The organism is [Flexibacter] sp. ATCC 35103, from assembly GCF_001975985.1.
GTDB lineage: Bacteria > Bacteroidota > Bacteroidia > Flavobacteriales > Flavobacteriaceae > Flavobacterium.
The window spans coordinates 356,804-379,388 of the sequence record NZ_MTQF01000001.1; the positions used below are offsets into that span (position 1 = coordinate 356,804).

General features: G+C 30.8%; 27 protein-coding genes. 6 read left to right on the forward strand and 21 right to left on the reverse strand.

Features of this window, described 5'->3' with window-relative positions; all coding sequences use genetic code 11:
• The first annotated feature begins 177 nt into the window (after window positions 1-177).
• Entirely contained in the window at window positions 178-3,384 is a 3,207-nt protein-coding gene (locus BXU01_RS01405; RefSeq protein ID WP_083691374.1) for a PAS domain-containing protein, read from the forward strand.
• Between the two features lie 8 nt (window positions 3,385-3,392).
• Here the strand turns inward: BXU01_RS01405 and BXU01_RS01410 are convergent, their stop codons facing one another.
• Window positions 3,393-3,824 (reverse strand): response regulator, encoded by a 432-nt coding sequence (locus tag BXU01_RS01410; RefSeq protein WP_083691375.1) that lies wholly within the window; start codon window positions 3,822-3,824, stop codon window positions 3,393-3,395.
• A 259-nt stretch (window positions 3,825-4,083) separates the two neighbouring features.
• Here BXU01_RS01410 and BXU01_RS01415 point away from each other — a divergent pair, with 259 nt between their 5' ends.
• The gene (locus BXU01_RS01415) at window positions 4,084-4,584 is read left to right on the forward strand and encodes a pyridoxamine 5'-phosphate oxidase family protein (protein WP_055097833.1); all 501 of its coding nucleotides are present in this window, start codon (window positions 4,084-4,086) and stop codon (window positions 4,582-4,584) included.
• A 396-nt stretch (window positions 4,585-4,980) separates the two neighbouring features.
• On the opposite strand, the gene BXU01_RS01420 is transcribed toward BXU01_RS01415, so the two are convergent.
• The 4 genes from BXU01_RS01420 to BXU01_RS01435 form a co-directional block, all read right to left on the reverse strand.
• Window positions 4,981-5,289, reverse strand: coding sequence for a GIY-YIG nuclease family protein (locus BXU01_RS01420; protein ID WP_369819524.1), 309 nt, complete (start codon window positions 5,287-5,289; stop codon window positions 4,981-4,983).
• 432 nt (window positions 5,290-5,721) lie between these two features.
• Window positions 5,722-6,435 (reverse strand): DUF72 domain-containing protein, encoded by a 714-nt coding sequence (locus BXU01_RS01425; protein ID WP_083691376.1) that lies wholly within the window; start codon window positions 6,433-6,435, stop codon window positions 5,722-5,724.
• Window positions 6,432-7,163, reverse strand: a complete 732-nt coding sequence (locus BXU01_RS01430) for a DNA-formamidopyrimidine glycosylase family protein (protein WP_083691377.1) — start codon at window positions 7,161-7,163, stop codon at window positions 6,432-6,434. The genes BXU01_RS01425 and BXU01_RS01430 overlap by 4 nt, the downstream gene beginning before the upstream one ends.
• A 75-nt stretch (window positions 7,164-7,238) precedes the next feature.
• Window positions 7,239-7,811 (reverse strand): ferritin-like domain-containing protein, encoded by a 573-nt coding sequence (locus BXU01_RS01435; protein WP_083691378.1) that lies wholly within the window; start codon window positions 7,809-7,811, stop codon window positions 7,239-7,241.
• 186 nt (window positions 7,812-7,997) lie between these two features.
• Here BXU01_RS01435 and BXU01_RS01440 point away from each other — a divergent pair, with 186 nt between their 5' ends.
• Both BXU01_RS01440 and BXU01_RS23595 read left to right on the forward strand, forming a co-directional pair.
• Entirely contained in the window at window positions 7,998-8,306 is a 309-nt protein-coding gene (locus tag BXU01_RS01440; protein WP_083691379.1) for a hypothetical protein, read from the forward strand.
• A 199-nt stretch (window positions 8,307-8,505) separates the two neighbouring features.
• Window positions 8,506-9,012, forward strand: coding sequence for a hypothetical protein (locus tag BXU01_RS23595; RefSeq protein ID WP_165689749.1), 507 nt, complete (start codon window positions 8,506-8,508; stop codon window positions 9,010-9,012).
• A 159-nt stretch (window positions 9,013-9,171) separates the two neighbouring features.
• On the opposite strand, the gene BXU01_RS01450 is transcribed toward BXU01_RS23595, so the two are convergent.
• The 4 genes from BXU01_RS01450 to BXU01_RS01465 all read right to left on the reverse strand — a co-directional run bounded on the left by BXU01_RS01450 (window position 9,172) and on the right by BXU01_RS01465 (window position 11,782).
• Entirely contained in the window at window positions 9,172-9,819 is a 648-nt protein-coding gene (locus tag BXU01_RS01450) for a DUF5661 family protein (protein ID WP_083691380.1), read from the reverse strand.
• A 95-nt stretch (window positions 9,820-9,914) separates the two neighbouring features.
• On the reverse strand, window positions 9,915-10,076 hold the full coding sequence (locus tag BXU01_RS01455; protein ID WP_083691381.1) for a DUF1328 family protein: 162 nt from the start codon (window positions 10,074-10,076) through the stop codon (window positions 9,915-9,917).
• A 109-nt stretch (window positions 10,077-10,185) separates the two neighbouring features.
• Window positions 10,186-11,271 (reverse strand): DNA topoisomerase IB, encoded by a 1,086-nt coding sequence (locus BXU01_RS01460; RefSeq protein ID WP_055097843.1) that lies wholly within the window; start codon window positions 11,269-11,271, stop codon window positions 10,186-10,188.
• Between the two features lie 271 nt (window positions 11,272-11,542).
• Window positions 11,543-11,782 (reverse strand): hypothetical protein, encoded by a 240-nt coding sequence (locus BXU01_RS01465; protein WP_055097844.1) that lies wholly within the window; start codon window positions 11,780-11,782, stop codon window positions 11,543-11,545.
• Between the two features lie 412 nt (window positions 11,783-12,194).
• Here BXU01_RS01465 and BXU01_RS01470 point away from each other — a divergent pair, with 412 nt between their 5' ends.
• Entirely contained in the window at window positions 12,195-12,428 is a 234-nt protein-coding gene (locus BXU01_RS01470) for a hypothetical protein (RefSeq protein ID WP_083691382.1), read from the forward strand.
• A 63-nt stretch (window positions 12,429-12,491) separates the two neighbouring features.
• Here BXU01_RS01470 and BXU01_RS01475 read toward each other — a convergent pair whose 3' ends face one another.
• From BXU01_RS01475 to BXU01_RS01535, 12 genes are all read right to left on the reverse strand, one after another.
• On the reverse strand, window positions 12,492-12,836 hold the full coding sequence (locus BXU01_RS01475) for a hypothetical protein (RefSeq protein WP_083691383.1): 345 nt from the start codon (window positions 12,834-12,836) through the stop codon (window positions 12,492-12,494).
• A 658-nt stretch (window positions 12,837-13,494) separates the two neighbouring features.
• Entirely contained in the window at window positions 13,495-14,001 is a 507-nt protein-coding gene (locus tag BXU01_RS01480; RefSeq protein WP_083691384.1) for a hypothetical protein, read from the reverse strand.
• 36 nt (window positions 14,002-14,037) lie between these two features.
• Entirely contained in the window at window positions 14,038-14,541 is a 504-nt protein-coding gene (locus tag BXU01_RS01485) for a hypothetical protein (protein WP_083691385.1), read from the reverse strand.
• 38 nt (window positions 14,542-14,579) lie between these two features.
• Window positions 14,580-15,086, reverse strand: coding sequence for a hypothetical protein (locus BXU01_RS01490; protein ID WP_055097853.1), 507 nt, complete (start codon window positions 15,084-15,086; stop codon window positions 14,580-14,582).
• 36 nt (window positions 15,087-15,122) lie between these two features.
• Window positions 15,123-15,632 carry a hypothetical protein gene (locus tag BXU01_RS01495; protein ID WP_055097854.1) on the reverse strand — a complete coding sequence of 170 codons (510 nt, stop codon included), beginning with the start codon at window positions 15,630-15,632 and terminating at the stop codon, window positions 15,123-15,125.
• Between the two features lie 38 nt (window positions 15,633-15,670).
• On the reverse strand, window positions 15,671-16,210 hold the full coding sequence (locus BXU01_RS01500; RefSeq protein ID WP_055097855.1) for a hypothetical protein: 540 nt from the start codon (window positions 16,208-16,210) through the stop codon (window positions 15,671-15,673).
• Window positions 16,211-16,249: 39 nt separating this feature from the next.
• A complete protein-coding gene (locus BXU01_RS01505) occupies window positions 16,250-16,783 on the reverse strand; it encodes a hypothetical protein (RefSeq protein ID WP_083691386.1) in 534 nt (177 codons plus the stop codon).
• Window positions 16,784-16,820: 37 nt separating this feature from the next.
• The gene (locus BXU01_RS01510) at window positions 16,821-17,258 is read right to left on the reverse strand and encodes a hypothetical protein (protein ID WP_083691387.1); all 438 of its coding nucleotides are present in this window, start codon (window positions 17,256-17,258) and stop codon (window positions 16,821-16,823) included.
• A 49-nt stretch (window positions 17,259-17,307) separates the two neighbouring features.
• The gene (gene tssD / locus BXU01_RS01515; protein WP_123773906.1) at window positions 17,308-18,981 is read right to left on the reverse strand and encodes a type VI secretion system tube protein TssD; all 1,674 of its coding nucleotides are present in this window, start codon (window positions 18,979-18,981) and stop codon (window positions 17,308-17,310) included.
• A gap of 576 nt (window positions 18,982-19,557) precedes the next feature.
• Complete coding sequence (locus BXU01_RS23805) at window positions 19,558-19,680, reverse strand: hypothetical protein (protein WP_255373686.1); 123 nt, start codon at window positions 19,678-19,680, stop codon at window positions 19,558-19,560.
• Window positions 19,681-19,810: 130 nt separating this feature from the next.
• Window positions 19,811-20,686, reverse strand: coding sequence for a hypothetical protein (locus BXU01_RS01525; RefSeq protein ID WP_083691390.1), 876 nt, complete (start codon window positions 20,684-20,686; stop codon window positions 19,811-19,813).
• A 366-nt stretch (window positions 20,687-21,052) separates the two neighbouring features.
• Window positions 21,053-21,781 carry a hypothetical protein gene (locus BXU01_RS01535; RefSeq protein WP_123773908.1) on the reverse strand — a complete coding sequence of 243 codons (729 nt, stop codon included), beginning with the start codon at window positions 21,779-21,781 and terminating at the stop codon, window positions 21,053-21,055.
• A gap of 158 nt (window positions 21,782-21,939) precedes the next feature.
• Between BXU01_RS01535 and BXU01_RS01540 the strand changes: the two genes are divergently transcribed.
• A complete protein-coding gene (locus BXU01_RS01540) occupies window positions 21,940-22,527 on the forward strand; it encodes a DUF4142 domain-containing protein (RefSeq protein ID WP_055097860.1) in 588 nt (195 codons plus the stop codon).
• Window positions 22,528-22,585 lie beyond the last annotated feature (58 nt).

A 22,585-nucleotide genomic window follows, 5' to 3' on the forward strand; every position in this document is an offset into this window, starting at 1 on the left:
CATCAATAGTAACAGATAAAATTAACTCAATTGATTTAAAAATTAGCTCATTCAAAAATTCAAAATAAAATCAATAAATATTTCACTAATTTTAACAATTATTCTGAAAGCGTGATATAATAATTCTATCAATTGAATTAGCTTTATTGTTTTAAACCAAAACGAAATACCTTTTTAATGAGTACTACAAATCAAGATTTTCTTGCTAATGGAGGCGAAATGGGCACTTTAATGCGTGCCAAAGACTGGAATAAATCCCCAATTGGTCCTGTTGAAACCTGGCCACAAAGTTTGCGTACAACATTAGGAATTCTTTTAAACTCAAAATTTCCAATGTTTTTGTTTTGGGGTCCGGAACATATTTGTTTTTACAATGATGCTTATCGTCCCAGCTTGGGAAACGACGGGAAACATCCGTTAATATTAGGAGAAAAAGGTTCTGATTTCTGGCCTGAAATCTGGGATTTTATAAAACCACTAATCGATCAGGTTCTTACACAAGGTGAAGCAACCTGGCATGAAAACCAACTATTGCCCATTTACAGAAACGGAAAAATGGAAGATGTTTACTGGACATTTAGTTATAGTCCCGTAAATAATGATCAGGGAAAAATAGATGGTGTACTCGTTATCTGTAATGAAACTACAGATAATGTATCTATACTTAAAAATTTAGAAAACAGTAATGAACGCTACTTAAATAATATTTTACAAACTCCAAATGCTATGTGCATTTTTAGAGGCAAGGATTATGTTGTTGAAATTGCAAACGAACTAATGCTCGAAATTTGGGAGCGAAATATAGATCAGGTTATAAACAAACCCATTTTTGAAGCGTTGCCGGAAGTTACAGGTCAGGGTCTTGAAGAAATTTTACTAAAGGTTTATACTACCGGAGAACGATTTACAGCTTACGAACTTCCGGTTAAAATAAACCGTAAAGGCAAAGTCGAAAACACTTTTATCAATGTAGTTTATGAAGCATTAAAAGAACCTGACGGTACGATTTCAGGAATTGTTGCAATTGCAAATGATGTTACGATACAAGTTGTTGCGAGAACAGCTGTTGAAGAAAGTGATAAACGATTCAGGCATAGCGTAAAGCAGCTTCCGTTGGGAATAGCAATTCTTAAAGGCGCTGATTTAGTTATCGAAATGGCCAATTCTACTTACCTTCAAATAATTGATAAAACTGAAGATGAGATCCTTAATAAACCTGTTTTTTCCTCTGTTCCTGAGGCTAAAGACAGAGTTTTGCCTTTGCTATTAAAGGTTTATGAAGATGGAGTTCCGTATTATACAGATGAATTAGAGGTAACTTTAAACCGATACGGCAAACAGGAACTTTGTTATTTTAATTTAGTTTTCCATCCTTTAAAAGATGAAAACGATAGTATTGAAGGTGTTATTATTGTATCACATGAAGTTACAGAAGCTGTAAAAGCAAGACATCTTTTAACCGAAAGCGAAAAAGCATTTAGAAAATTGGTCACAGATTCTCCTATTGCGATGGCAATTTTTAGAGGGAAAGATCATATTATCGAAATGGCCAATAATGCCATGAGAAAAACCATTTGGCAAAAAAAGAAAAGCGAAACCATTGGAAAACCAATTCTGGAGGTATTTCCGGAATTACTGGAACAAAAATATCCGGAATTACTGGATCAGGTGGTTCAGAATAAAAAAATTGTTCGTGAAAATGAATCACTGGCTTATGTGAATATCAAAGGCGAACTCAAAAAATTTTATCTGGATTATCAATACACTCCGCTTCTTGAAAAAGACGGAGAAGCTTCAGGGGTTATGGTTACAGTAAATGATGTAACTGCAAAAGTAGAAGCCCGCAAAAAAGTAGAAGATGCAGAAGAACGTGCACGCTTAGCTTCAGAAATTGCCCAGATTGCAACTTGGGACTTAAATGTTCCTACTCAGGAATTGATTTATTCTGAAAATCTGGCTATTGTTTTTGGATATGAAAAAACAACAAAACTTACACGCGCACAAATTCAGGGTCAGATACATCCTGATGACAAACCAATATTAGAAGAAGCATATCACAGGGCACTTAGAACTAGTATTTACAAATATGAATCGCGTTTTATTAAACCGGATACTTCTATTGTCTGGATCAGGGCGCATGGCAAGATATTTTTTGACGAAAATAAACATCCTATAAAAATGCTTGGGACGGTCATGGATATTACAGATGAAAAAAATAACCAGGAAACCTTGATAAAAAGCGAAGAAAAATTCAGGCTTCTTGCTGATTCTATGCCACAGCATATCTGGACGAGTGACCCAATGGGAAATCTTAATTATTTTAACCAGTCTGTTTTTACTTACTCCGGAATAACGCAAAAAGATGTCGATAAATATGGATGGCTTCAAATCGTGCATCCTGATGATCGCGAAGATAATGTAAATGCCTGGATGGAATCTATAAAAACTGGAAATGACTTTTTGATAGAACATCGTTTTCGCCGTTATGATGGCGAATACAGGTGGCAATTAAGTCGTGCAATTGCACAAAAAAATACCGAAGGAAAGATAGAAATGTGGGTTGGTACAAGTACTGATATTCAGGACCAGAAGAATTTTACAAATCAACTCGAAAAAGAAGTTTCTGAACGTACTGAAGAACTGGAGAGCAAAAATAGGGACCTGATCAATATGAATATCGAGCTGCAGTCTTTTGCCTATATTTCAAGTCATGATTTGCAGGAACCTCTTAGAAAAATCCAGACTTTTGCAAGCCGATTGTCCGATTTGGATGAACAGAATATTTCGCCGAAAGCCAAAACATATTTAAGCCGAATTGAAGTTTCAGCCAAAAGAATGCAGACTTTAATTCAGGATCTTTTAGCCTATTCAAGAACAAATTCAGCCGATAGAGTTTTTGTAAAATCAAATCTTGATGATATTGCCGAGGAGGTAAAAAGTGATTTTTCTGAACGTATTGAAGAAAAAAATGCCCAGATTCATTTTGACCCTTTAGGCGAAGCAACTATTATTCCGTTTCAGTTTAGACAGTTATTACATAATTTGATTGGAAACGCGCTAAAATTCGCTAAAAATGGCGTTACACCTGTTATCGAAGTAAAAGCAAATTTAGTAAAAGGCTATGAAATAAAAGAAACTGTTGATTTTCCTGATAAATTATATTATCATCTTCAAATTTCTGATAACGGAATTGGCTTTGATCCAGAATACAATGAGCGTATTTTTGAAGTATTCCAACGTTTAAATACAGAAAGTGAATTTGCAGGAACCGGAATTGGACTGGCAATTGTAAAAAAGATTGTAGAAAACCATAAAGGAATCATTACTGCCAGTGGCATAAAAGACAAAGGCGCTACTTTTGATATTTACATTCCGGATTTGTAACAGGTGAATTATGACTTATAGACAAAGTTCTTATCGGTTGGACTAAATTTTTTCCAATCGATTTCAAGTGCATGATCAATAGATTTTATAATATCCTTCATTAAAATTGGCTTTGTGATAAACAAATTCGCACCTAAAGTGCGGCATTTTTCTATTATACTTGGCTCGTTTGATGTAGAAAAAATAATCACAGGAATATCATTTTGTACCTCAGAATTTCGAAGTTCTGTCAGAACATCAAACCCATTTTTGCCGGGCATATTCAAATCTAAAAAAACTACATGAGGTGTTGGCGGTGGATTGTAAATTGCATTCAATAACTTTTCACCTCCGGTATATGTCTGAAGTCTTATTTTTTTAGGCAATGATTCTACTGCATCAGCAAAAATGCTCAAATCATCTTCATCATCATCAGTATAAAAAATAGTAAAATCAGTCATATGGTATTTTATAAATTAGGTTTTTTTTCCTGCTCCAAAGATAACCAAATTAATAGATAAAATCAATTGGTTTTTTTAATATGCCTAAAAATATTAATAATTGAAATCTCATAATTTAAAAATTTAATTATGTAAGCTCAAAAAGTATAAAAATGGCAACTTTACTATTAATAGAATTCTCGTAATATCCTTGATTTTTAATCATCATTAAATGAGAATTTTATAAAAAATATTCTATAAATTTTTAAAATATAAAGCCATGGGAGATCATAAAGACCTTACAAACGAATTTGCTGTAGATAAAATAAAAGATCTTGCAGAAAACATAAAAACGTGCATGTTTTGTACTTATAATGAATACAGACTTCAGTCACGTCCAATGTCTGTTCAGAAAATAGATGATTTGGGCCAGCTTTGGTTTTTATCAGACAGAAACAGCAGTCAAAATGCTGAGATTAGTCTTAATCCGCAAGTTGAATTATTCTTCTCTGAACCACACGATAAATTCCTGACTTTACACGGGACTGCAAGTATCTCGTATGACAGGGAAAAAATAAAAGAATTATGGGATCCAATTGTCAAAGTCTGGATGCCGGGAGGTGAAGATGATCCAAATTTGAGTGTGATAAAAGTGGTTCCGGAAGATGGATATTACTGGAATAATAAAAACGGAAAAATGGTCGCTATTGCAAAAATGGCCGCTGCTTTTGTAAGTGGTAAAACCATGGATGACGGTATTGAAGGAAACTTGAAATTATAGTTTTTTATTAAAAAGATTTTACCACAAAGTTTACTATAATTAACGCAAGGTTGCAAAGAAATAAATCTTTGCAACCTTGCGTTTTTTTTTGCTTGAATGCAGCGTTAGTTTTGTCATCTCGACGAAGGAGATATCACACTAGATGATAAAATATTGTAGAATATCAGATGCGATTTCTCCTTCGTCGAAATGACAAACTGAGTTAAAATTCTTTAAATAATTTACGTTTTTTTGACCTAACTACAACGTTACTTTTGTCATCTCGACGAAGGAGATATCACACTAGTAATTCAAAAAAAGCATGTTTTTATAATAAATAAACTTAAAAGTCAAGAAACTCAAAAGTTGGATTTGATTCTTTAATAAGTTCAATTTTCTTATCTCTTCTCCATTTTTTCACTCTTTTTCTCTTGCAATTGCATCATGAATCCAGATGAATTTTTCGTAGTAAACCAAGAATTCAATGTTGTATTTTGCTGCAAAAGTATTGGCTTTTGTTTCAATATTTTCTTTGTGCTTTTGCAATCTTAATTTTAAATTATTGGTTTTTCCTATATAAAAAGTTAATCGATATTTGTTTGTTAAAATATAAATATAATAAGAATGAAAGCCTTTTGGGAATTTATCACGATTAAATTTTAATACAAATATACTTACAACAATTGTATACTTTATTTTAAAATTGATTCTTTTTTTTATAGTTATTTCGCAATAATTAGGAGTCTTATTTTGTCATCTCGACGAAGGAGAGATCGCACTAGATTATAAAAATTGTGGAATATTGGATGTGATTTTCCTTCGTCGAAATGACAAACCAAAGTTAAAACCCTTAAAATAATTTACTTTTTTACATCGAATACAACGCTAGTTTTGTCATCTATACGAAGGAGAGATCGCACTAGATGATAAAAATATTGTAGAATATTGGATGCGATTTCTCCTTCGTCGAAATGACAAGATTGGGTAAAAACTTAAAGTATTTGCAATTTTTAATGTAAAAATTTAACGCCAGTTTTGTCATCTCAACGAAAGAGAAATTACACGCGGGATTCGGCAAAGATTGTCGATTTTCATTGTGGAATTTCTTCTTCGTCGAAATGACAAACGGAGTTAAAATTAAAAATTTCGCAAAACATGTCATTCCAACATATGTTTTAACTCTAAAGCATTCAGAATCCCTGCTTCGCTTGCTGTATTATTAAAATACACAAATGCTGATTTTGAAGTTATTGCATTCTTTATATAAAGTAATTCTTCAGGTGAATAACTCGAGTAAAACATCTTGGGAGTTCCGTGAAGTCTAATGAAAATCAAGGGGAAATCTGTAAAAATAGTGCTCGGTAATTGCGGATGACTAACGCTGCAGAACGTAATATTGTTAGTTCTGAATGCATCCCAAACTTCTTCGTTCCACCAGCTTTCATGACGAAATTCTATGACATTTTTAAATTTTAAATCCAGATTAGCAATGATTAAATCGAGTTTTTCAGGGCTAAAATGATAACTTGGGGGAAACTGAAACAATATACAGCCCAATTTCTCTCTTAAACCCGTTTTACACACGTTATAAAATTCCGAAATTAGATTTTCGCAATCCACAAATTTTTTAAAATGAGTGATTTCTTTGGGTGCTTTTACAGAAAAAATAAAACTTTCGGGTGTTTTTTTATACCAGTTTTCAAAAATTCTTACGATCGGAAACTTATAAAAGCTTCCGTTGAACTCATACGTGCTAAAGTACTGGCAATAAAACTCAAACCACTTAGAAGATGACAGGTTGTCAGGGTAGAAAATCCCTTTCCAAAATCTATTATTGTAACTCGAGCAGCCTATTAAAATTTGATTTTTCATATGTGTAACTTTTGACAATTGGTACAAAAAAAACTGCTGCGATTTCTCTTTCCTGTGTTCTTCTTGTAAATGGGAAGATTACAGCGAAGACATGTCGTTTTGCTGTAAGCGAGCCAATGTTGTTTTAGTTCAAATTTTTTCTTCCAATAAAGAAATTCAAAACTATAAATAGAACATTCAGAAATGAGTTCATATAATTTTTCAGATGGTATTTTTCCAATCAGCGATTCGGGATGAATTCTGCATCTGTATAAAACTTCATTTTTTATAATATTCCCCACTCCTGAAAATATATTCTGGTCTAAAATGGCATCGCAAATCATTTCATTGGGAGTTTTATCAAGGCTGTCTTTTGCTTTTTTGGGATCCCACATTTCGCTCATCACATCCTCATTCCATTTATAATAATCATTAATATCGCCTTCGAGGATTTTTACAGAACAGGTATAAAAATTAAGTTCCCCATTAGAAAAAACCATGCTTAATCTTGGCTTGGTTTCTTTGCGCTCATTAATGCGATAGGTTCCAAACATGAGCAAATGAATCTTGACGGTAAAACCATCAAAACAAATTAAGAAATGTTTTCCCCAGGTTTTAAATTCACGAATGGTTTTGTTTTTAAGACGCGGAATGTCTATAGCACTATTTCCGGAAGCAGCAATTACTTTTTGCCCTTCAAATTGCTGTACTTCTTCTTTTAAAATTAATATCGACGGTCCTTCTGGCATACTATACTATTTTTATTCTTAAGCTAAAAAAAGTGCAACATAAGCTGCACTTTTTTTATTTGTATATTTTATAAATTAATCTGCTTCTGCAGCTTCAAGATTTACGGCATTTACAGCAACTTCAGTCAATTTTTTATCGGCTCCTTTTTCTTCGTCAAGAGTTTCCTCTAATAGTGCTGCAGCTTCTGTTAAACCTAAAGTTTCTGCAAATTGTCTCAAGGTACCATAAGTGGCAATTTCGTAATGTTCGATTTTTTGGCTTGCGGCAATAATTCCGGCATCGCGTACTACTCCAACTTCAGTTTCTTCAAGAATTCCTTTTCCTTCTTCAATTAAGCCTTCCATTGCATCGCATTTTTTTGCCGATGCCTTTTTACCTATAAGTTCAAAAACTTTCTCTAAACGCTCGATTTGACCCTCTGTTTCGGTTAGATGATTGTTTATCGCATCGATCAGTTCCGGAGAGGTTGCATTTTTTGCCATTAAGGGCAGTGCTTTTGTCAAAGCTTTCTCTGCCCAATAAATGTCTTTCAGCCCATCTTCAAACAATTCTGTTAGTCCGGATGCGGCATTTGATTTTGGTTTTGTAACTCCTTTTTTTACTTCTTGTTTAGGAGTTGTTTCTTTTGTACTATCTGTAGTTTTCATGGTAATAGTTTTTTGATAATTAATACAGGATAAAATTACTATCTTGATTATCAGGTGAGTTATATCATTATTCGTATAAATTTCATTCTAAGCACCTGTATATTATGCAACTAGAATTTAGAATTCTATAAAAGATTTTTTTCTATTGGAGATAGCTTTGTAGTATCGAAATTTAAATACATTATAATGGAAACTTACACAGACTATACATACGAAGAAGCAGAAATTTATTTTCAACAAAAATACCAAAGAGGTCATCTTGATATCGACACTGCAATGTTAATTGACAATGCGATCGATACGCTTCTTAAAAGAGACAATATTGCCAGAAATGAAAATATCCCAAATGAGGAACAAGTGGTAAATGAAGACGATTATATCACGAATACCGATGAGGAATTTGAAATCATTGATGTTGATAATCTTGACGAAGAGGAACATATCGAAGACGAAGATCATTTTGATGATGACGATTTAGAACGAAATGACAATTAATGCTTCTCACTATCTGAGTTAAAAATTAAAATACCGTTATGAGTCATGACGGTTTTTTTATGCCCGGAAATCAATATTTAAGCCAAGTTTTAAATTAATATAATCATCTGTTAATTATACAATTACGCTTTAAAATTCTATAATGCAATTGGTTCATTTCGTGATTAGATTTGTATAATAACTATTAAAACTAATTATCATGAATACTACAGATCAAAAAGACAGCATGATTAAAGGAAACAGAGTTTCTGGAAATCAGAATCAAGATACGACCGATAAAAACAATCTTATGAATGAGGAATTGTATGATATCGATGATATGAAAGAAAGCGATAATGACAATAGAGAAATCGCAGAACGTGGTTATACTGTTAGAAATGGTTTTGATCCTAATAAACCAAATCCGGACGAACTTACTGATGATGAAGACGACTTAACAGATGATTTTCATAGTGAGAATGATCTAAAGTCCAACAGCGATGATTTGTATGAGGAAGAGTTAGACATGAACGGCAAAAATGTCGATGATGTAGACGACGAACTCGACAATCCGTCTGATATTCTGGATATCGAGGACGACTTTAATGAAACCGAAGATGATCTGGAAGATATCGATGATGAAGAGGAAGAAGACGAATATATCGAAGACGATGTTCAGGAAGAAGAAGATGTAGAATATCCGGATAATGATCCTAGGAAATTTTAAGAAAGACTGAAGAAAGAAGAAAGAATAAAGATGAAAGAATAAAGAGTAAAGAATTAAAGAATAAAGGTTCAAAGCAGCTTGCAGCTTTGAACCTTTTTTTATGAATTTAAAAATCATTTCCTAATCTTTCTTTGAACCTTTTTTTAAACCTTTTTAAAATTAATCTCCAATAATTTCAAGAACTGGGATATCGTCCATTTTTTCGAGGCGTTCTGCGAGTCCTGCTCTTGCTTCTTTTAGTTCTTCTTCGGCTTTTATGAGGTCTTCTAGTAATTTGTCTTTTCCTGTGGTTACTTTTTCTATTTTACGCATGATTTCATAGATTTCGCCTTCTGCTTCCATTACTTTTAGTCTTTTGTAATATGTCAGGGTTTCGGTCATATGCGCCAATGCGATCATAGCAGTTAGAAACGGATGATTATTGGTGACATTAACATCTTTAATTTTTCCGTGTTCCAATTCTACTTTTAAGGCAAAAGCAAATTCTTCCATATTAAAAGCCTCGTATTTGCTTTCAGGATTTAGATATGCTTTTATAGATTCGACATTATTCATGGTCGAAAGATCTACATCTGTTTCTTTTTTATCGCTTAAATCTTTAAAAACCACGTTTCCTATGGCTCTTGCTTCAGCAACTGTTGGGTCATTATCCGGATTTTCGAAATCACGTGTCGACCAGTCCCAATTTTCAGGATGAACAGGTTTTATATATTTTTCACAGAAATCTGTTACATCGTTTTTTAAGCTCACCATTGCATCTTCTCTCTTGATGTAAACATCCTGATAAGCACCGCTTTTAGTTCCCATAATCTATTTTTTTTAATTTTAATTATAAATGCAAACGACACATCTACCTGGATATATGTGTCGTTTTTGTTGTTATTTTATTTACTGAGTGTGTTCTAAATACTTTTTCTTCCGCTAATTAGAGATATAACGAATAAGACTAAGAATATGAAGAATAAAACTTTAGCGATACTTGCGGCTCCGGCGGCAATTCCTCCAAAACCAAATATTCCGGCAATGATAGCAAGAATAATAAAAATGACTGTATAACGTAACATAAGCTTGTGATTTTAGTTAATAATGATTGTTGTTTGTTACTCAAATTTCATACTTTTTAAAGAGATGTATTAACTCTAAACATTATATTGTTAGCACTATAAAACCTTATTATGATAAATTGATCTGATAGTTCTGAATTAATTCTGAAAATGCAATTTCGCTATGCGAAAAATGCTCTTTGGTGCTTCGGCATTTTTTTGCCCTGTCAAAATACTGCTGGATCGAACCATCTTCATAAGTCGAAACCAATAAAGGATGTACGTAATAATTCTTGCATACATTTCTAGTATTTCCAAGTGCTTCTGCAGTGGTATCAAAAGCGGTCAAAATATTTTTTTTAATTTCTTTTTCATCGGTCGTTGTTCCTATTTCCATCAGGGTTTCAAAAAACACAATCGATGCTGCCCAGGTTCTAAAATCTTTGGCACTAAAATATTCTCCTGAAATTTCATGTAAATATTCGTTTACCATATGACTGTCCAACACTTTTCGTTCGCCATTTTTATCATAATATTTAAAAACTTCCCAACCCGGAATTTCCTCGCAGCGGCTTACCAATTTTACCAGTTGTTTGTTTCTGGTTGTAATGGTGTGCTTTACTCCTTTTTTTCCCGTAAATTCAAATTTCAGAGAATTTTTGTTGATATTGATATGGCGTTTTCTCAAAGTCGAAAGTCCGTAAGACTTATTGTCTTTGGCATATTTTTCGTTCCCAATCCTGATATGGGTTTCTTCCATTAGCCTAATTACAAGAGCGACTACTTTTTCTTTAGACCATTCTTTATTTTCCAGGTCTTCGTCGACTTTTTTTCGAATCAAAGGTAATTTTGTTCCAAACTCTGCTATTTTATAGAATTTTGTCTGATTTCTGATCAAATTCCATTTAGGATGATATCTGTATTGTTTTCTGTTTTTATCGTCTAAACCTACCGCTTGTAAATGTCCGTTTGGTAAATCTGATATCTGAACGTTTACCCAAGCCGGCGGAAGCACCAAACTGCTAATGCGTTTCAATTCGCTTTTTCGTTTTATGCAGCGTCCGTTTTTTTTATAAACAAAACCATCCTCACATTTACATCTTTCTATTGGCAGCCTTTGATTATTGATATAAACTAAATCTAATTTTTCGATCACCAAATGAGGCGTTTTGATCAATTGATTCATTAGTTTTTCGGTTTTTGCTGCTGCATTCATGATAGTTTGTTTATTATATGCCACTCCCGATAACTATCGGGATAGAGATTTAAAAAAGATATTTCCGATATATTCTATTGATCTCCTTTGTGGCATTTTTTATTTTTAAATTCAACTTTAGTTATTGCTATTAGATTTTTCTCTCGCATTAGCAATTTTCTCTCGCAGATTATGCAGATTAAGCAGATTTTCTTTTTTAATCTTTATATTTTATATCCTTGTTTTCACATAAAAATCTATGTTTTTATGTGTTTACGTTTGCGCGAGGATTCTAGTTATTGCGTAATGAATCGATAAGATTTTTTTTACTCATATACGAACGTCCAGAGATTCCAACTTTTCGTGCCTGTTGGTACAATTCTTCCTTTGTCCATTCATTATATGGTTTTGCATTTCCGCCTTTTTCGCCTGCATCAGGCGTATTGGCAATTCGGGCTGCTTTTTCTTTACTATATCCTATTTCTAAAAGAGCTTGATATTGCTTTTCGTTTTTAATTCTTGCATCTGGCATGACTGAAAAATTTTGAGGTTAGTGATTCAGAAATTTATTAAATCAAAGTTCCTCAAAAAGTAAGAATTGGTCGTTATACAATTTTTTGATTTATTTTCATAATTAACTCTATGTTAATAGATTTCTTAAGAATAAGATTTTAACCATGCTTTTTAGGAGCTATTCCTGCTTTCTTCCAAATCTTTTCCTTGCTAAAGAAGCAAGAAAAAGGATTTTCCCTCCAATCAGGGCTAAAAATCAAAATTTATAAGAAAAAAGCCATGTTTAAATGATGTTTTTACTACATTTGCGGTTCTTAAATCTTCACATTAAAAATTAATAAACTTTGCCTTTGTAGCATGATAACAGTATTAGATGATTATAATGCTGAATCTTAGCAACAAAGGTTTTATATTCACTAATAATGTAAGATATGAGTACAAACACCCTTTCAAAAGAAGCCGAAACAAGGCTAATGAATTTCTTCAACACCACAATCGACCCAAAAGGAATGGCCAAAGCATTAAGACAAGTAAATTATGTACTTGCCCTAAGTGTTATGAGACAACACGAAACGCCACAAAACGAATTAGCCAGCTTAGAAAGCAGTTTTTACTGGCTCAACGAATTAGCCGAAATTTTAAATCCTTATCTAGATGTAGAATAAGTTTTATGATTTTATAATAAACAAAAAACCTCGAATTTTTTAAGTTCGAGGTTTTTTTATAGATTAATTTTCTGAGATTTCTTGTTTTGCCAGAATAGCATTATTCACTTTTGTAATGAATTTTTCTTTTATCAAATTAAACTCATGATCTTTTTCTGATGCATATAAATACAATAGCAATCTGGCATTACTATCTAAAGCATTACTAATATCAGGGAAACTACTATTGATAAATTGCGTACTATGCGAACTATACGTATTATAAGATCTTTCTATAAATAATTCCTGAGATTTTAGGGTCCAGTCTTCTATATTAATAAGTTCTATTTCGTTTTGATAATCGCTTAAAGCTTTGCTTATTATTTTATCAATTTTAATCTTTACATTTTTAAAATCTATATTAATCATCCCTCGTTAATTTAGTTTATTGTAGTTATGTAAGAATCTATTTTTTTAAAAACCATCTCATTAACAAACAGTTATAAATGATGTAAAAATGTACCCCGCAATTCCGGAAATTTTTTCCGTGACCGCAAAGTACATCAAAAATAAAAAAAACAATGTTTCTATGATAACTTTCTTAAACTATAGTATTTATGTTTTTTTTATGCTCGTGCGTGCGGAATAACAATAAGTATTCGAAACCTTTAAAAATGGGCTGAAAGCCCTATAAGAAATAGCGTAGTGCAAAACACTACGAATTAAATCAAAATTGGAAATTGCACTGAAAGGGCAAAAGAAAAAGGTGTTTTCCAGAAGAACATCATGTAAAATATGGTAAATACACTTTTTGAAATTAGGCTTCTGCCCTTACAGGGCTAAAAATTATAATCGTTTTTCATTCATAGTGCTTCGCACCATGCTATTGCTAAGGCTCTTTCAGAGCAATAGGTTTGTAAAGCATGCTGGTGCGAGCGTCCCGCTCGTACGCACAAAAATGAACAAAATCTAAAATGTAAATCTATTTTAGGATTAAATAATTATGTCAGCTTTTTTCAGCATATACAAGAGTGCGTTCACGAGCGAGACGCTCGCGCGAGCCTGTGACGAAATAGAAATATATGACTTATTTTTTCTTTATAACCTTTCCTAATTTTGTTGGAATTTCAATACTTAATGGTGCATCTTTATTATCTAATTTATGACCATTAACTACAAGGGATTTTATATTATTCATTATAGTAAAATCTCCAGGGCGTCCCCGGGAGAAAATAGTATCTATTTCATTAATAATATTGGTTATATTATAATGAATACTATCATCGATAATCAATCGTATATCATAATTTATTGGTCCTACTAAGACAACATTCGGTCTAAGTATTCTTTGATTAAATTTTAAATGTATTAAATCACAATCTTTAACCTCAAAATCAGAATATTGATTAATTAAATTTTTAAAATTGGAGTTTTTCACATACTTCTCAAATACTATTTTTTTTGGGCATATTGATGAGTTCCATTCTCTTAAGTAAATATCATAGAAAGATTTATCTACTTTAGTATATTCGACTCTTTTACAATTTAAAAGAATAATGAAAAGTGATAAACTAATAAACTTCAATGTATCCATAATAATTACTTTAGATATTAGTTAGAAATTGCTTTTTTATTTCTTTATGAACTTTGCTATTTTGGTTGAAACCCTTATGTTATTTTTAGCATCTTTATTGTCTAATTTATGACCATTGATTATCATTGAGTAGATTCTATTATCAATATAATATTTTTTCCCTAGTGCAAATGTAAAATGCGTAGTATCCAATTTACTTTTGATATCAGTTATTTCATATTCCAGACTATCATCAATAATTAATTTTATATCATAATTGATTTGACCTGAGTAGAGGTTGAAAGGGGTAAATATCCTTTGATTAAATTTAGAATTTGTTCTATCACATCCTTCAATATTAAAGCTAGAATCTTTTTGAATCAATTTTTTAAAGTTTGATTTTTTTACATATTTCTCCAAAACTATTTTTTTAGGACATATAGACGAATTCCATTCTCTTAAATATATTCCATCAAACGAATAATCATTTTTATAGTACTCATTACAACTTGTAAATAAATAAAATAAACTTATTACACTAATAAACCTCAATGTATCCATAATAATTACTTTTAAATGATTCACTAGAAATATAGGTTTTATCTTTTCATAACCTTTCCTAGTTTTGTTGGAATATCAATATTAAGAGCTGCTTTTGTATTATCTAATTTTTGACCGTTTACGACTAGTGATTTGATATTGTTCATTATCATCCATGTACCAGGTCCTGAATTTACTGAAACTGTATCTATTCCATCTTTAATGTCAGTTATTTTATATACAATACTATCATCAATAATCAATTTTATATCATAATTTATTTGACTGATATAAGAAACATTAGGCTTTAATATTCTTTGATTAAATTGTGATTCTGTTAATTCACAACCTCTAATTTCAAAATTGGAATCCCTTTCGATGATATTTTTAAAATTGGAATTTTTTACATACTTTTCAAATATGATCTTTTGTGGACATATAGACGAATTCCATTGTCTAAGATAAATTCCTTGAAATGATTCATCACTTTTCCTATATTCAGTTTTATAACAATTCGTGAATAAAAAAATAAAACTTATTGAAATAATGTATCTCAATGTATCCATATTAGTTACTTTAAAAGATTCGATAGAAATACGTCTTTATTTTTTCTTTATAACCTTTCCTAATTTTGTTGGAATTTTAATATTTAGCGGTGTTTTTTTGTTGTCTAACTCATAATTATTAACAATTAAAGAATTAATACAATTCATTATTACCCATTTTTTTGGACCAGTCCTTTCTGGAATTGTATCTAATTTATTTTGAATATTTGTTATTTTGAATTCCAGACTATCATCTATAATTAATCTTATATCATAATTTATTTGCCCAGTGTAAGAAACAACAGGCGAAAATATTCTTTGGTTAAATTGTGATTCAGTTTTTTCACAGCCTTTAATTTCAAAATCAGAATTTCTTTCAATTAATTTTTTAAAATTGGAGTTTTTTACATATTTCTCAAATAACATTTTTTTAGGGCAGATTGGCGAATTCCATTGCTTAAGATAGATTGAAAAAAACGACTCATCATATTTTTCATATTCATTTCTATAACAACTTGTTGTAAAAAAAATAACAAACAATAAACTATAAAATCTCAATGTATCCATAATAATTACTTTTAAATGATTCAATAGAAATATAGGTTTTATCTTTTCTTTATAACCTTCCCAAGTTTTGTTGGAATATCAACATTGAGAGGTGCTTTTGTATTATCTAATTTTTGACCGTTTACGACTAGTGATTTGATATTGTTCATTATTACCCATTTCTTTCTACCTATATCGGAAATGGTATCTATCTTATCTTGAATGTCTGTTATTTTATATTCAAGACTGTCATCAATAATTAATTTTATATCATAATTTAATTGTCCATTAATAGGAAGATATGGTGTTAATACCATTTGGTCGTTATATGGTGATGTTGGTATGATTTTATTAAATTTATCATATTTTGGTAAACAGTTAATATTTATATCAAAACCAGAAGTACTATCAATTAGTTTTTTAAAATTTGAATTTTTCACATATTTTTTGTAGACTACCTTTTGAGGGCAAATTATTGAATTCCATCCTCGCAAATAGATTGAAAAAAAAGAGTCTTCGTATTTTGTATATTCGTCACTATAACAACTTGTGAATAAACAAATAAACCCTATTAAACTAATACACTTCAATGTATCCATAATAATTACTTTTAAAAAGATTCTATATAAAATACTTCTTTATTTTTTCTTTATAATCTTTCCTATTTTTGTTGGAATATAAATACTAACTTTTCTTGGAATATGAATAACAGATTGTTTAACTATTGAATTATCTAATTGATGTTCATTAATATTTAATGATTTTATACTATTCATAATAGTATAATCTCCAGGTCGCCCACCTAAGAAAACAGTATCGATTTTACTTTGTATTTCTGTTATTTTATATTCAATACTGTCATCAATAATTAGTCTAATATCATAATCAACTTTTCCAATATAATTTTTATTAGGAAATATTATTCTTTGATTATTATTAGCAGATTCATCATCACAATTAATGGTAAAGTCAGAATCACTTTTAATTTTATTTTTAAAATTTGAATTCTTAACATATCGCTCATAGACAATTTTTTTAGGACATTTTGATGAATTCCACTTTTCTAAAACAATATAATAAAAAGACTCATCGCTTTTTTCATAAGTAATTTGTCTGCAATTAATTAAAAAAAAACTTATGACAATAGCACTAATAAACTTCAATGTATCCATAATAATTACTTTTAAAAGATTCGATAGAAATACGTCTTTATTTTTTCTTTATAACCTTCCCAAGTTTTGTTGGAATATTAAAACTAAGAGGTGTTTTAGAATTATCTAATTTATGCCCGTTAATGACAAGCGATTTTATATTATTCATTATTATCCATTTTCCTGGACCCGACCTTCCTGAAACTGTATCTATTCCATCTTTTATATCAGTTATTCTATACACAAGACTATCATCAATGACTAATTTGATATCGTAGTTTATTTGACCTATATAAGTAACATTAGGAGAAATTATTCTTTGGTTTAGTGAAGCATAAATAGAATCACAATTCCTAATATCAAAGTCTGAATCACTACTAAGTAATTTCTTAAAATCTGTATTTTTCATATATTTCTCCAAAACAACTTTTTTAGGACATACAGAAGTTTTCCAATCTCGCATATAAATGCTGTGAAATGATTCGTCACTTATCATATACTCAGTTTTATAACAATTCGTGAATAAAAAAACAAAACTTATTAAACTAATAAACCTCAATGTATCCATAATAATTACTTTTAAATGATTCTATACTAATTCGTTCTTTTCTATAAATAAGAGGTTTTTTTTCACGATTTTCTTCTTCTTTTTCATCAAGTTGTGTTATTGGATTATATCCCCAAGTATAAATACTAAAACCTACATACTTGCTTTCTCCTACATCAATAAAACTCAAACCTCCTTCATACACCACCCAATGTACGTTTGTTGTTAAGGCTTTCAGGTCATAATTTACTTTGTTACTAATCATGTCACTATCGATCATCATTAAAATAGTATGTCCTTGTTTGTACTTTCTATCTATGATTTTAAGGTTCATAATATCAAAATCACCAATAGCATCGTTTAATTTTCCGGATAATCCTTTTTTGTTTGAAATTTGAAGCATTCCTAAATCAATCGCTTCAGCAGAGGTAAATCCGGCAACTTCTTTACACATTCTGGTCAGCATTTCTGGCCAGTTTGCCCCTTTTAGCATATCAATTTCGTCATTTTCAAATCCGTTATACACAAACTGGCTGTTCAAACTTTCCTTACTTCGGGTTGTGGCAAGTACGATCCAGTCTATTTCGGCCATTTCTAAGGCAATATAATTATCATAACTGGTTCTGACTTCATACATACTTAAAGCTTTTTCATGAGGTTTTATAACATAATCAGCTATTGCATACTCTCCTGTTCTAAACAATTCTTTTGACAGTTTCTCATAAGCTTTTGCATCTCTTTTTATCATGGCATAATACAATGCCGCCATGCCGCAAAGCGAGGTTTGTGCCTGATTGATTTTCCAGGGATCCTTGACACGATTCTTTATTTGTTCATGCACTTTCATTCTGTCAAACCATCTAAACCTGTTGTGTTTCCAGACTTTAAGTTCTCCTTCGTTTTCGGGATCTTTTATGTAGGCACGCATATGTATAATACGTCCGCACATGTCTTTTTCGTTTAGCGTAAACTTTAGCGTATCGCCAGTTACGTCAAGCTTTTTCTCGATCCATCTATTCTCAGACAAACTATGGTATTTATACTTCCATTTTATTACCGTTTTATCTGCGGGAGTTTCCTCTGTAAAGGCTACTACTTTAAATTCATATGTTTTGCCATACAACATACCCAGTTGGGTTTCTGTGCCTGAATTGTCATTTGCAGAACCCCAATCCAGGGCTGTTATTAATTCTATGGTTTTTACTTTGGTTTGTTTTTTCTCTTCTGTAGGAAAATAATAAACAGGCGCTATATCAACTCTGGAAACTTGCCAGTATTTTACGAGATCATACGTATAACCATAATTTTGAATCGCAGGCGAAAGTACCACAACGGTCTGCATATTGCCTTCGCCATTAGCTTCAAATGTTTCTGAATAATATACTACATAAGCATCGCTGAATTTATATATTCTTATAGCAATATCTTCCTGACCTTTACTGTAAAAACGAATTTCTCCTTTTTCCATTCGGTCAGTATAGTGTCCAATGGGTTTTGTCATATTGTGCCAGAATACATCATCACTTTCCTGCGATGTAAAACCAAAAGTAAGAAAACCTCCTTCAATATCAGTGGTTGGTAAACCATTTGCCCATATATGTCTGTAATAATTAGTATTAACCCACAGTAATTCTCGCTCTTCTCCGAACATAAATAGCTTAGCTGATGTCATAATTTTATCGTTTATAGAATCACAGTTCAATAAAATTACTCGGAAGATTATTTTACAATGAGACCTAAACGTCATTAAACTATCAGATTAAGACAAATCTTTAAAAATTAACAGTTTTAGGATAAAATCTAATACAAATAAGAGATGTTTTAATAAATACAAACAACGATATGAGGGAAATATTTTCTTTTTTAGTCAAAAAAGCGTCTCGCCCACTCGTGTAAAAAAGGGCAAGAATCTAAGATGCAAATCTATTTTTAGGATTAAGTGTAAACTATCATTGAAAATGCTAATTTCATTTATCCCTTCAATATTTTTCCGTCTAATTAAATCTTGGGGATTTTTGAATTCAGGTTCTGTTTTTTTTAAATCCAAATATTTCAATATTTTCTTCATCAAAATCATATTCTGATAAATTATTAATAGTTATCCAATCAGCTTTTTCATTTATAAATATTATCTCAAATTTATCTTTTTGGTAATAACCTTTTTGACAAGGTTTATTTTTACAAGGAGTACTGCTTTCTAAAAAAGGTTCAATTTTATCTGGCTTTCCAAGTATACTTTCAACCTCAATTATATTTTACCAGCAATACTTTTAAGATCAATTGCAACTTCTATTTTTCTTTGTTTTTCTACTTTTGCTTGATTACAAGAAATTAATGTCACAACTATTAATGACAATATAAGATTCTTCATATGTATATTTTTTGATTAGATAAAACAAATATTATATTTAAATAATAAGATTAGTTACGGAAAACCATATTGATAAAAATTAATTATACCCATTACTAAAATCTTGAGCATTATTAATATTTAAATAATACTAATCGCATTTTACCTTTTTTAATTCTCCAGATTTAATGTCCAGTTCAAGACAGCTTTTCTTTATTAAAACCATCTTATTATTTACGACTTTATATTCGGCATTCATCTGGCTTGCTCCGGCGCAACATTGATTGTATTCATGAATTCTTTTGTTTTTAGTGTCGAACTCTAATGAAGTGCCGCTAAAACTGCTTTCAAAATATTTCTCTGTCTTTGGGTTGTATAAAAAATACAAACTGGTCGTATTAGGTCCTGCAGTACCTCCTTCAAAAACAGAAAAATCTTCGATTCCGTCAAAATTATAATCGTCCGTACTTATATTGTTTAAACCCCAAAGCTGGCATTCCAGATCTATTTGCTGAAGCAATTTATCAGTCTTTTTCTCCAGAATTTTAACGCCAGTTACTCTTGCATAAAAATCGCCTTTAGATTTTGAAACGACCAACTTAAAATATTTGCCTTTTAGAGAAACTGCCTGTAAAATTTCTCTATTTTTCCATTCGATATTATCTCCATAATCAATATCAAATACTTTTGTCAGACTAATTTTAAGTTCTTTTTTGGTATTCAGGTCTGTCCAGGTTCCTTCTAGCTTCTTGCTTTTAGAATTGAAGTTTTCAAAAACCATTTTACCCGTTTTCTTGTCTGCTTTATCTTTTTCGAAAAAGGTTAGTATTTTATTTTTTAGTGTACCGCTTATTTCGATTGGCGTATCATAATTTGAATAAGTATAAATACCCCTCCCGGAACCATCAGAATCTAAATCGGTCACAAATTCAATAGGATATTTATCTATAAATCCAGTATAGGTTGTTTGGGCTGCTAAATGAATTGAAGCTAAGAATAATAATGCTATCAAAATTTTCTGTTGCATTGTAAAGTTTGAGAGAGCATTCATAAAATATTTGGGTTCGGTTATATGTTTGTTATTTTTTTACAATTACAATATTCTTTAAGCTTAATGCTTTTTATTCTATCTTATTTCAAGATCCAATATCATCAATAGAATCTTCCAACACAGTTTGTGATTTGATTAATTTCAAACCAAATCTTATCATATATATTATGGCTACTGTGAGAAAAAAAACTATTATCACGAAAGTTATCAGATACCATAAATCTTTATTCGTCGATGCTTTTATATAGTTTATCACTGCCTGTAACAAAGTTCCATATGTCACAATGAATAATATCCCTCCAATAAAAATCACAAACAAACCTATAATCTTTTTTAGTACTATCATGAAACCGAAGTATTATCAATTTTATCAATTATCCATTTTTTATTTAGTTTTTTAATATAAATCCTCACACCAATTCCGCAATGTCTGCCACAAGAAAAACCACCCTCTAAGACTCCAAATTTTCTTTCTTTATCAAATTGGATTCCTGTAAAATAAACTGCACCCGAAAAAACAAAATCATATTTTTTTCTCCAAAACTCACGTCGATCTTTTGGAAACTCAGACATGTCTTTAAGTTTAAATTTTCCTTTAAGCGAAATATTTTTAAATTCTACAATAAAGGTAGAATCTCCTTCTATCTTTGGATAAAAAACTTCCGTAACTTTAAAATGCTGTCCTAAATATTCTTTTAAATCCTTCCTATTTCTTTCTATTTTAGGATTGAATGCTACAATTAATTTTGAAGTATCTTTTTCAATTGCTTCCTGATTAAGTTTCCACCGTACTATTTCTTGTTCTTGTTTTTCAGTTCCCTTTGTAGAGTCAACACCAATATAATTACCCTCTTTATCATAAATAAATTCACCATAAATGGGAGGTGGAACAAGAACTGTTCTGTAATCAATACAAATAGAATCAATCAAATCTGGAAAAATTTCTGTCATTACATTTTTTTCAAATTCCAGATCGCTAATATTTTTTTGACAACTCATAAAGAGAAGTGTCATATAAAGTAAAGGCAATTGCAATGCTTTTATCATAATCTTAATTAATAATTCGTTCAAAAAGCGATTTTCTTGTGCTAATATAAAACTATTTATATTACAAAATAACTTACAATTAAATCCAATATCCAAATCATATAACATTATCGAAAAATACTGTAAGACATTCTTGACACAATCTGAATAATTTTACATTATAACATTTAAACTATAAAATCATGAAAAAAATACTATTAGCCGGAAAAGCAATTTTAGGAGCAGGATTATTAATCATTTCCCTTAACTCTTGTAAAAATGAAACAAAACAAGAAGATCCAAAAGAAGTTGCTGAAGATAGTAATGAAGCCAAATTTGACTCTATAGATGATAAAAAAGATGATTCGGAATTTTTAGTTGATATCGCCGAAGTGAATCTTGCTGAAATCGAAATTGGAAAATTGGCTCAAATAAAAAGTACCAATCCTGAGGTTAAGAAATTTGGAAAAATGCTTGTTGATGAGCATACCAAATCGGCTTCTGAAGTAAGTGCTTTGGCTAAAGCTAAAAACTTCACTTTACCTACTTCGCTTACCGAAGATGGTCAGGAGGAATATAAAAAACTGAATGAGAAATCAGGTCTTGACTTTGATAAAAAGTTCGCTGATATGATGATCGACGGTCACCAAAAAGCGATTGATAAATTGCAAAAAGCTACAGAAGATGCAAAAGACCAAGATGTTAAACTTTGGGCATCTAATAATATAGCACCGCTAACAGCTCATTTGGAGCATGCAAAATTGCTAAAACAAGACTTAGATAAAAAATAAATTTAATTGGTTATTATTTATTTTTCAAAAACCCCTTAAGAGTTGAATTGCTTAAGGG

Bases quoted from the DNA above. Each gene is read 5' to 3' on its own strand.
- BXU01_RS01440 (WP_083691379.1), top strand. From the start codon at position 7,998: ATGGAAACTTACACAGACTATACATACGAAGAAGCAGAAATTTATTTT.
- BXU01_RS01510 (WP_083691387.1), bottom strand. From the start codon at position 17,258: ATGATAAGTGACGAATCATTTCACAGCATTTATATGCGAGATTGGAAA.
- BXU01_RS01525 (WP_083691390.1), bottom strand. From the start codon at position 20,686: ATGCAACAGAAAATTTTGATAGCATTATTATTCTTAGCTTCAATTCAT.
- BXU01_RS01505 (WP_083691386.1), bottom strand. From the start codon at position 16,783: ATGGATACATTGAAGTTTATTAGTGCTATTGTCATAAGTTTTTTTTTA.
- BXU01_RS23805 (WP_255373686.1), bottom strand. From the start codon at position 19,680: ATGAAGAATCTTATATTGTCATTAATAGTTGTGACATTAATTTCTTGT.
- BXU01_RS01475 (WP_083691383.1), bottom strand. From the start codon at position 12,836: ATGATTAATATAGATTTTAAAAATGTAAAGATTAAAATTGATAAAATA.
- BXU01_RS01490 (WP_055097853.1), bottom strand. From the start codon at position 15,086: ATGGATACATTGAGATACATTATTTCAATAAGTTTTATTTTTTTATTC.
- tssD (WP_123773906.1), bottom strand. From the start codon at position 18,981: ATGACATCAGCTAAGCTATTTATGTTCGGAGAAGAGCGAGAATTACTG.
- BXU01_RS01485 (WP_083691385.1), bottom strand. From the start codon at position 14,541: ATGGATACATTGAGGTTTATTAGTGTAATAAGTTTATTTTATTTATTT.
- BXU01_RS01425 (WP_083691376.1), bottom strand. From the start codon at position 6,435: ATGAAAAATCAAATTTTAATAGGCTGCTCGAGTTACAATAATAGATTT.
- BXU01_RS01480 (WP_083691384.1), bottom strand. From the start codon at position 14,001: ATGGATACATTGAAGTTTATTAGTTTATCACTTTTCATTATTCTTTTA.
- BXU01_RS01495 (WP_055097854.1), bottom strand. From the start codon at position 15,632: ATGGATACATTGAGATTTTATAGTTTATTGTTTGTTATTTTTTTTACA.
- BXU01_RS01465 (WP_055097844.1), bottom strand. From the start codon at position 11,782: ATGCCAGATGCAAGAATTAAAAACGAAAAGCAATATCAAGCTCTTTTA.
- BXU01_RS01470 (WP_083691382.1), top strand. From the start codon at position 12,195: ATGAGTACAAACACCCTTTCAAAAGAAGCCGAAACAAGGCTAATGAAT.
- BXU01_RS01455 (WP_083691381.1), bottom strand. From the start codon at position 10,076: ATGTTACGTTATACAGTCATTTTTATTATTCTTGCTATCATTGCCGGA.
- BXU01_RS01450 (WP_083691380.1), bottom strand. From the start codon at position 9,819: ATGGGAACTAAAAGCGGTGCTTATCAGGATGTTTACATCAAGAGAGAA.
- BXU01_RS01405 (WP_083691374.1), top strand. From the start codon at position 178: ATGAGTACTACAAATCAAGATTTTCTTGCTAATGGAGGCGAAATGGGC.
- BXU01_RS23595 (WP_165689749.1), top strand. From the start codon at position 8,506: ATGAATACTACAGATCAAAAAGACAGCATGATTAAAGGAAACAGAGTT.
- BXU01_RS01500 (WP_055097855.1), bottom strand. From the start codon at position 16,210: ATGGATACATTGAAGTGTATTAGTTTAATAGGGTTTATTTGTTTATTC.
- BXU01_RS01410 (WP_083691375.1), bottom strand. From the start codon at position 3,824: ATGACTGATTTTACTATTTTTTATACTGATGATGATGAAGATGATTTG.
- BXU01_RS01415 (WP_055097833.1), top strand. From the start codon at position 4,084: ATGGGAGATCATAAAGACCTTACAAACGAATTTGCTGTAGATAAAATA.
- BXU01_RS01460 (WP_055097843.1), bottom strand. From the start codon at position 11,271: ATGAATGCAGCAGCAAAAACCGAAAAACTAATGAATCAATTGATCAAA.
- BXU01_RS01435 (WP_083691378.1), bottom strand. From the start codon at position 7,811: ATGAAAACTACAGATAGTACAAAAGAAACAACTCCTAAACAAGAAGTA.
- BXU01_RS01430 (WP_083691377.1), bottom strand. From the start codon at position 7,163: ATGCCAGAAGGACCGTCGATATTAATTTTAAAAGAAGAAGTACAGCAA.
- BXU01_RS01540 (WP_055097860.1), top strand. From the start codon at position 21,940: ATGAAAAAAATACTATTAGCCGGAAAAGCAATTTTAGGAGCAGGATTA.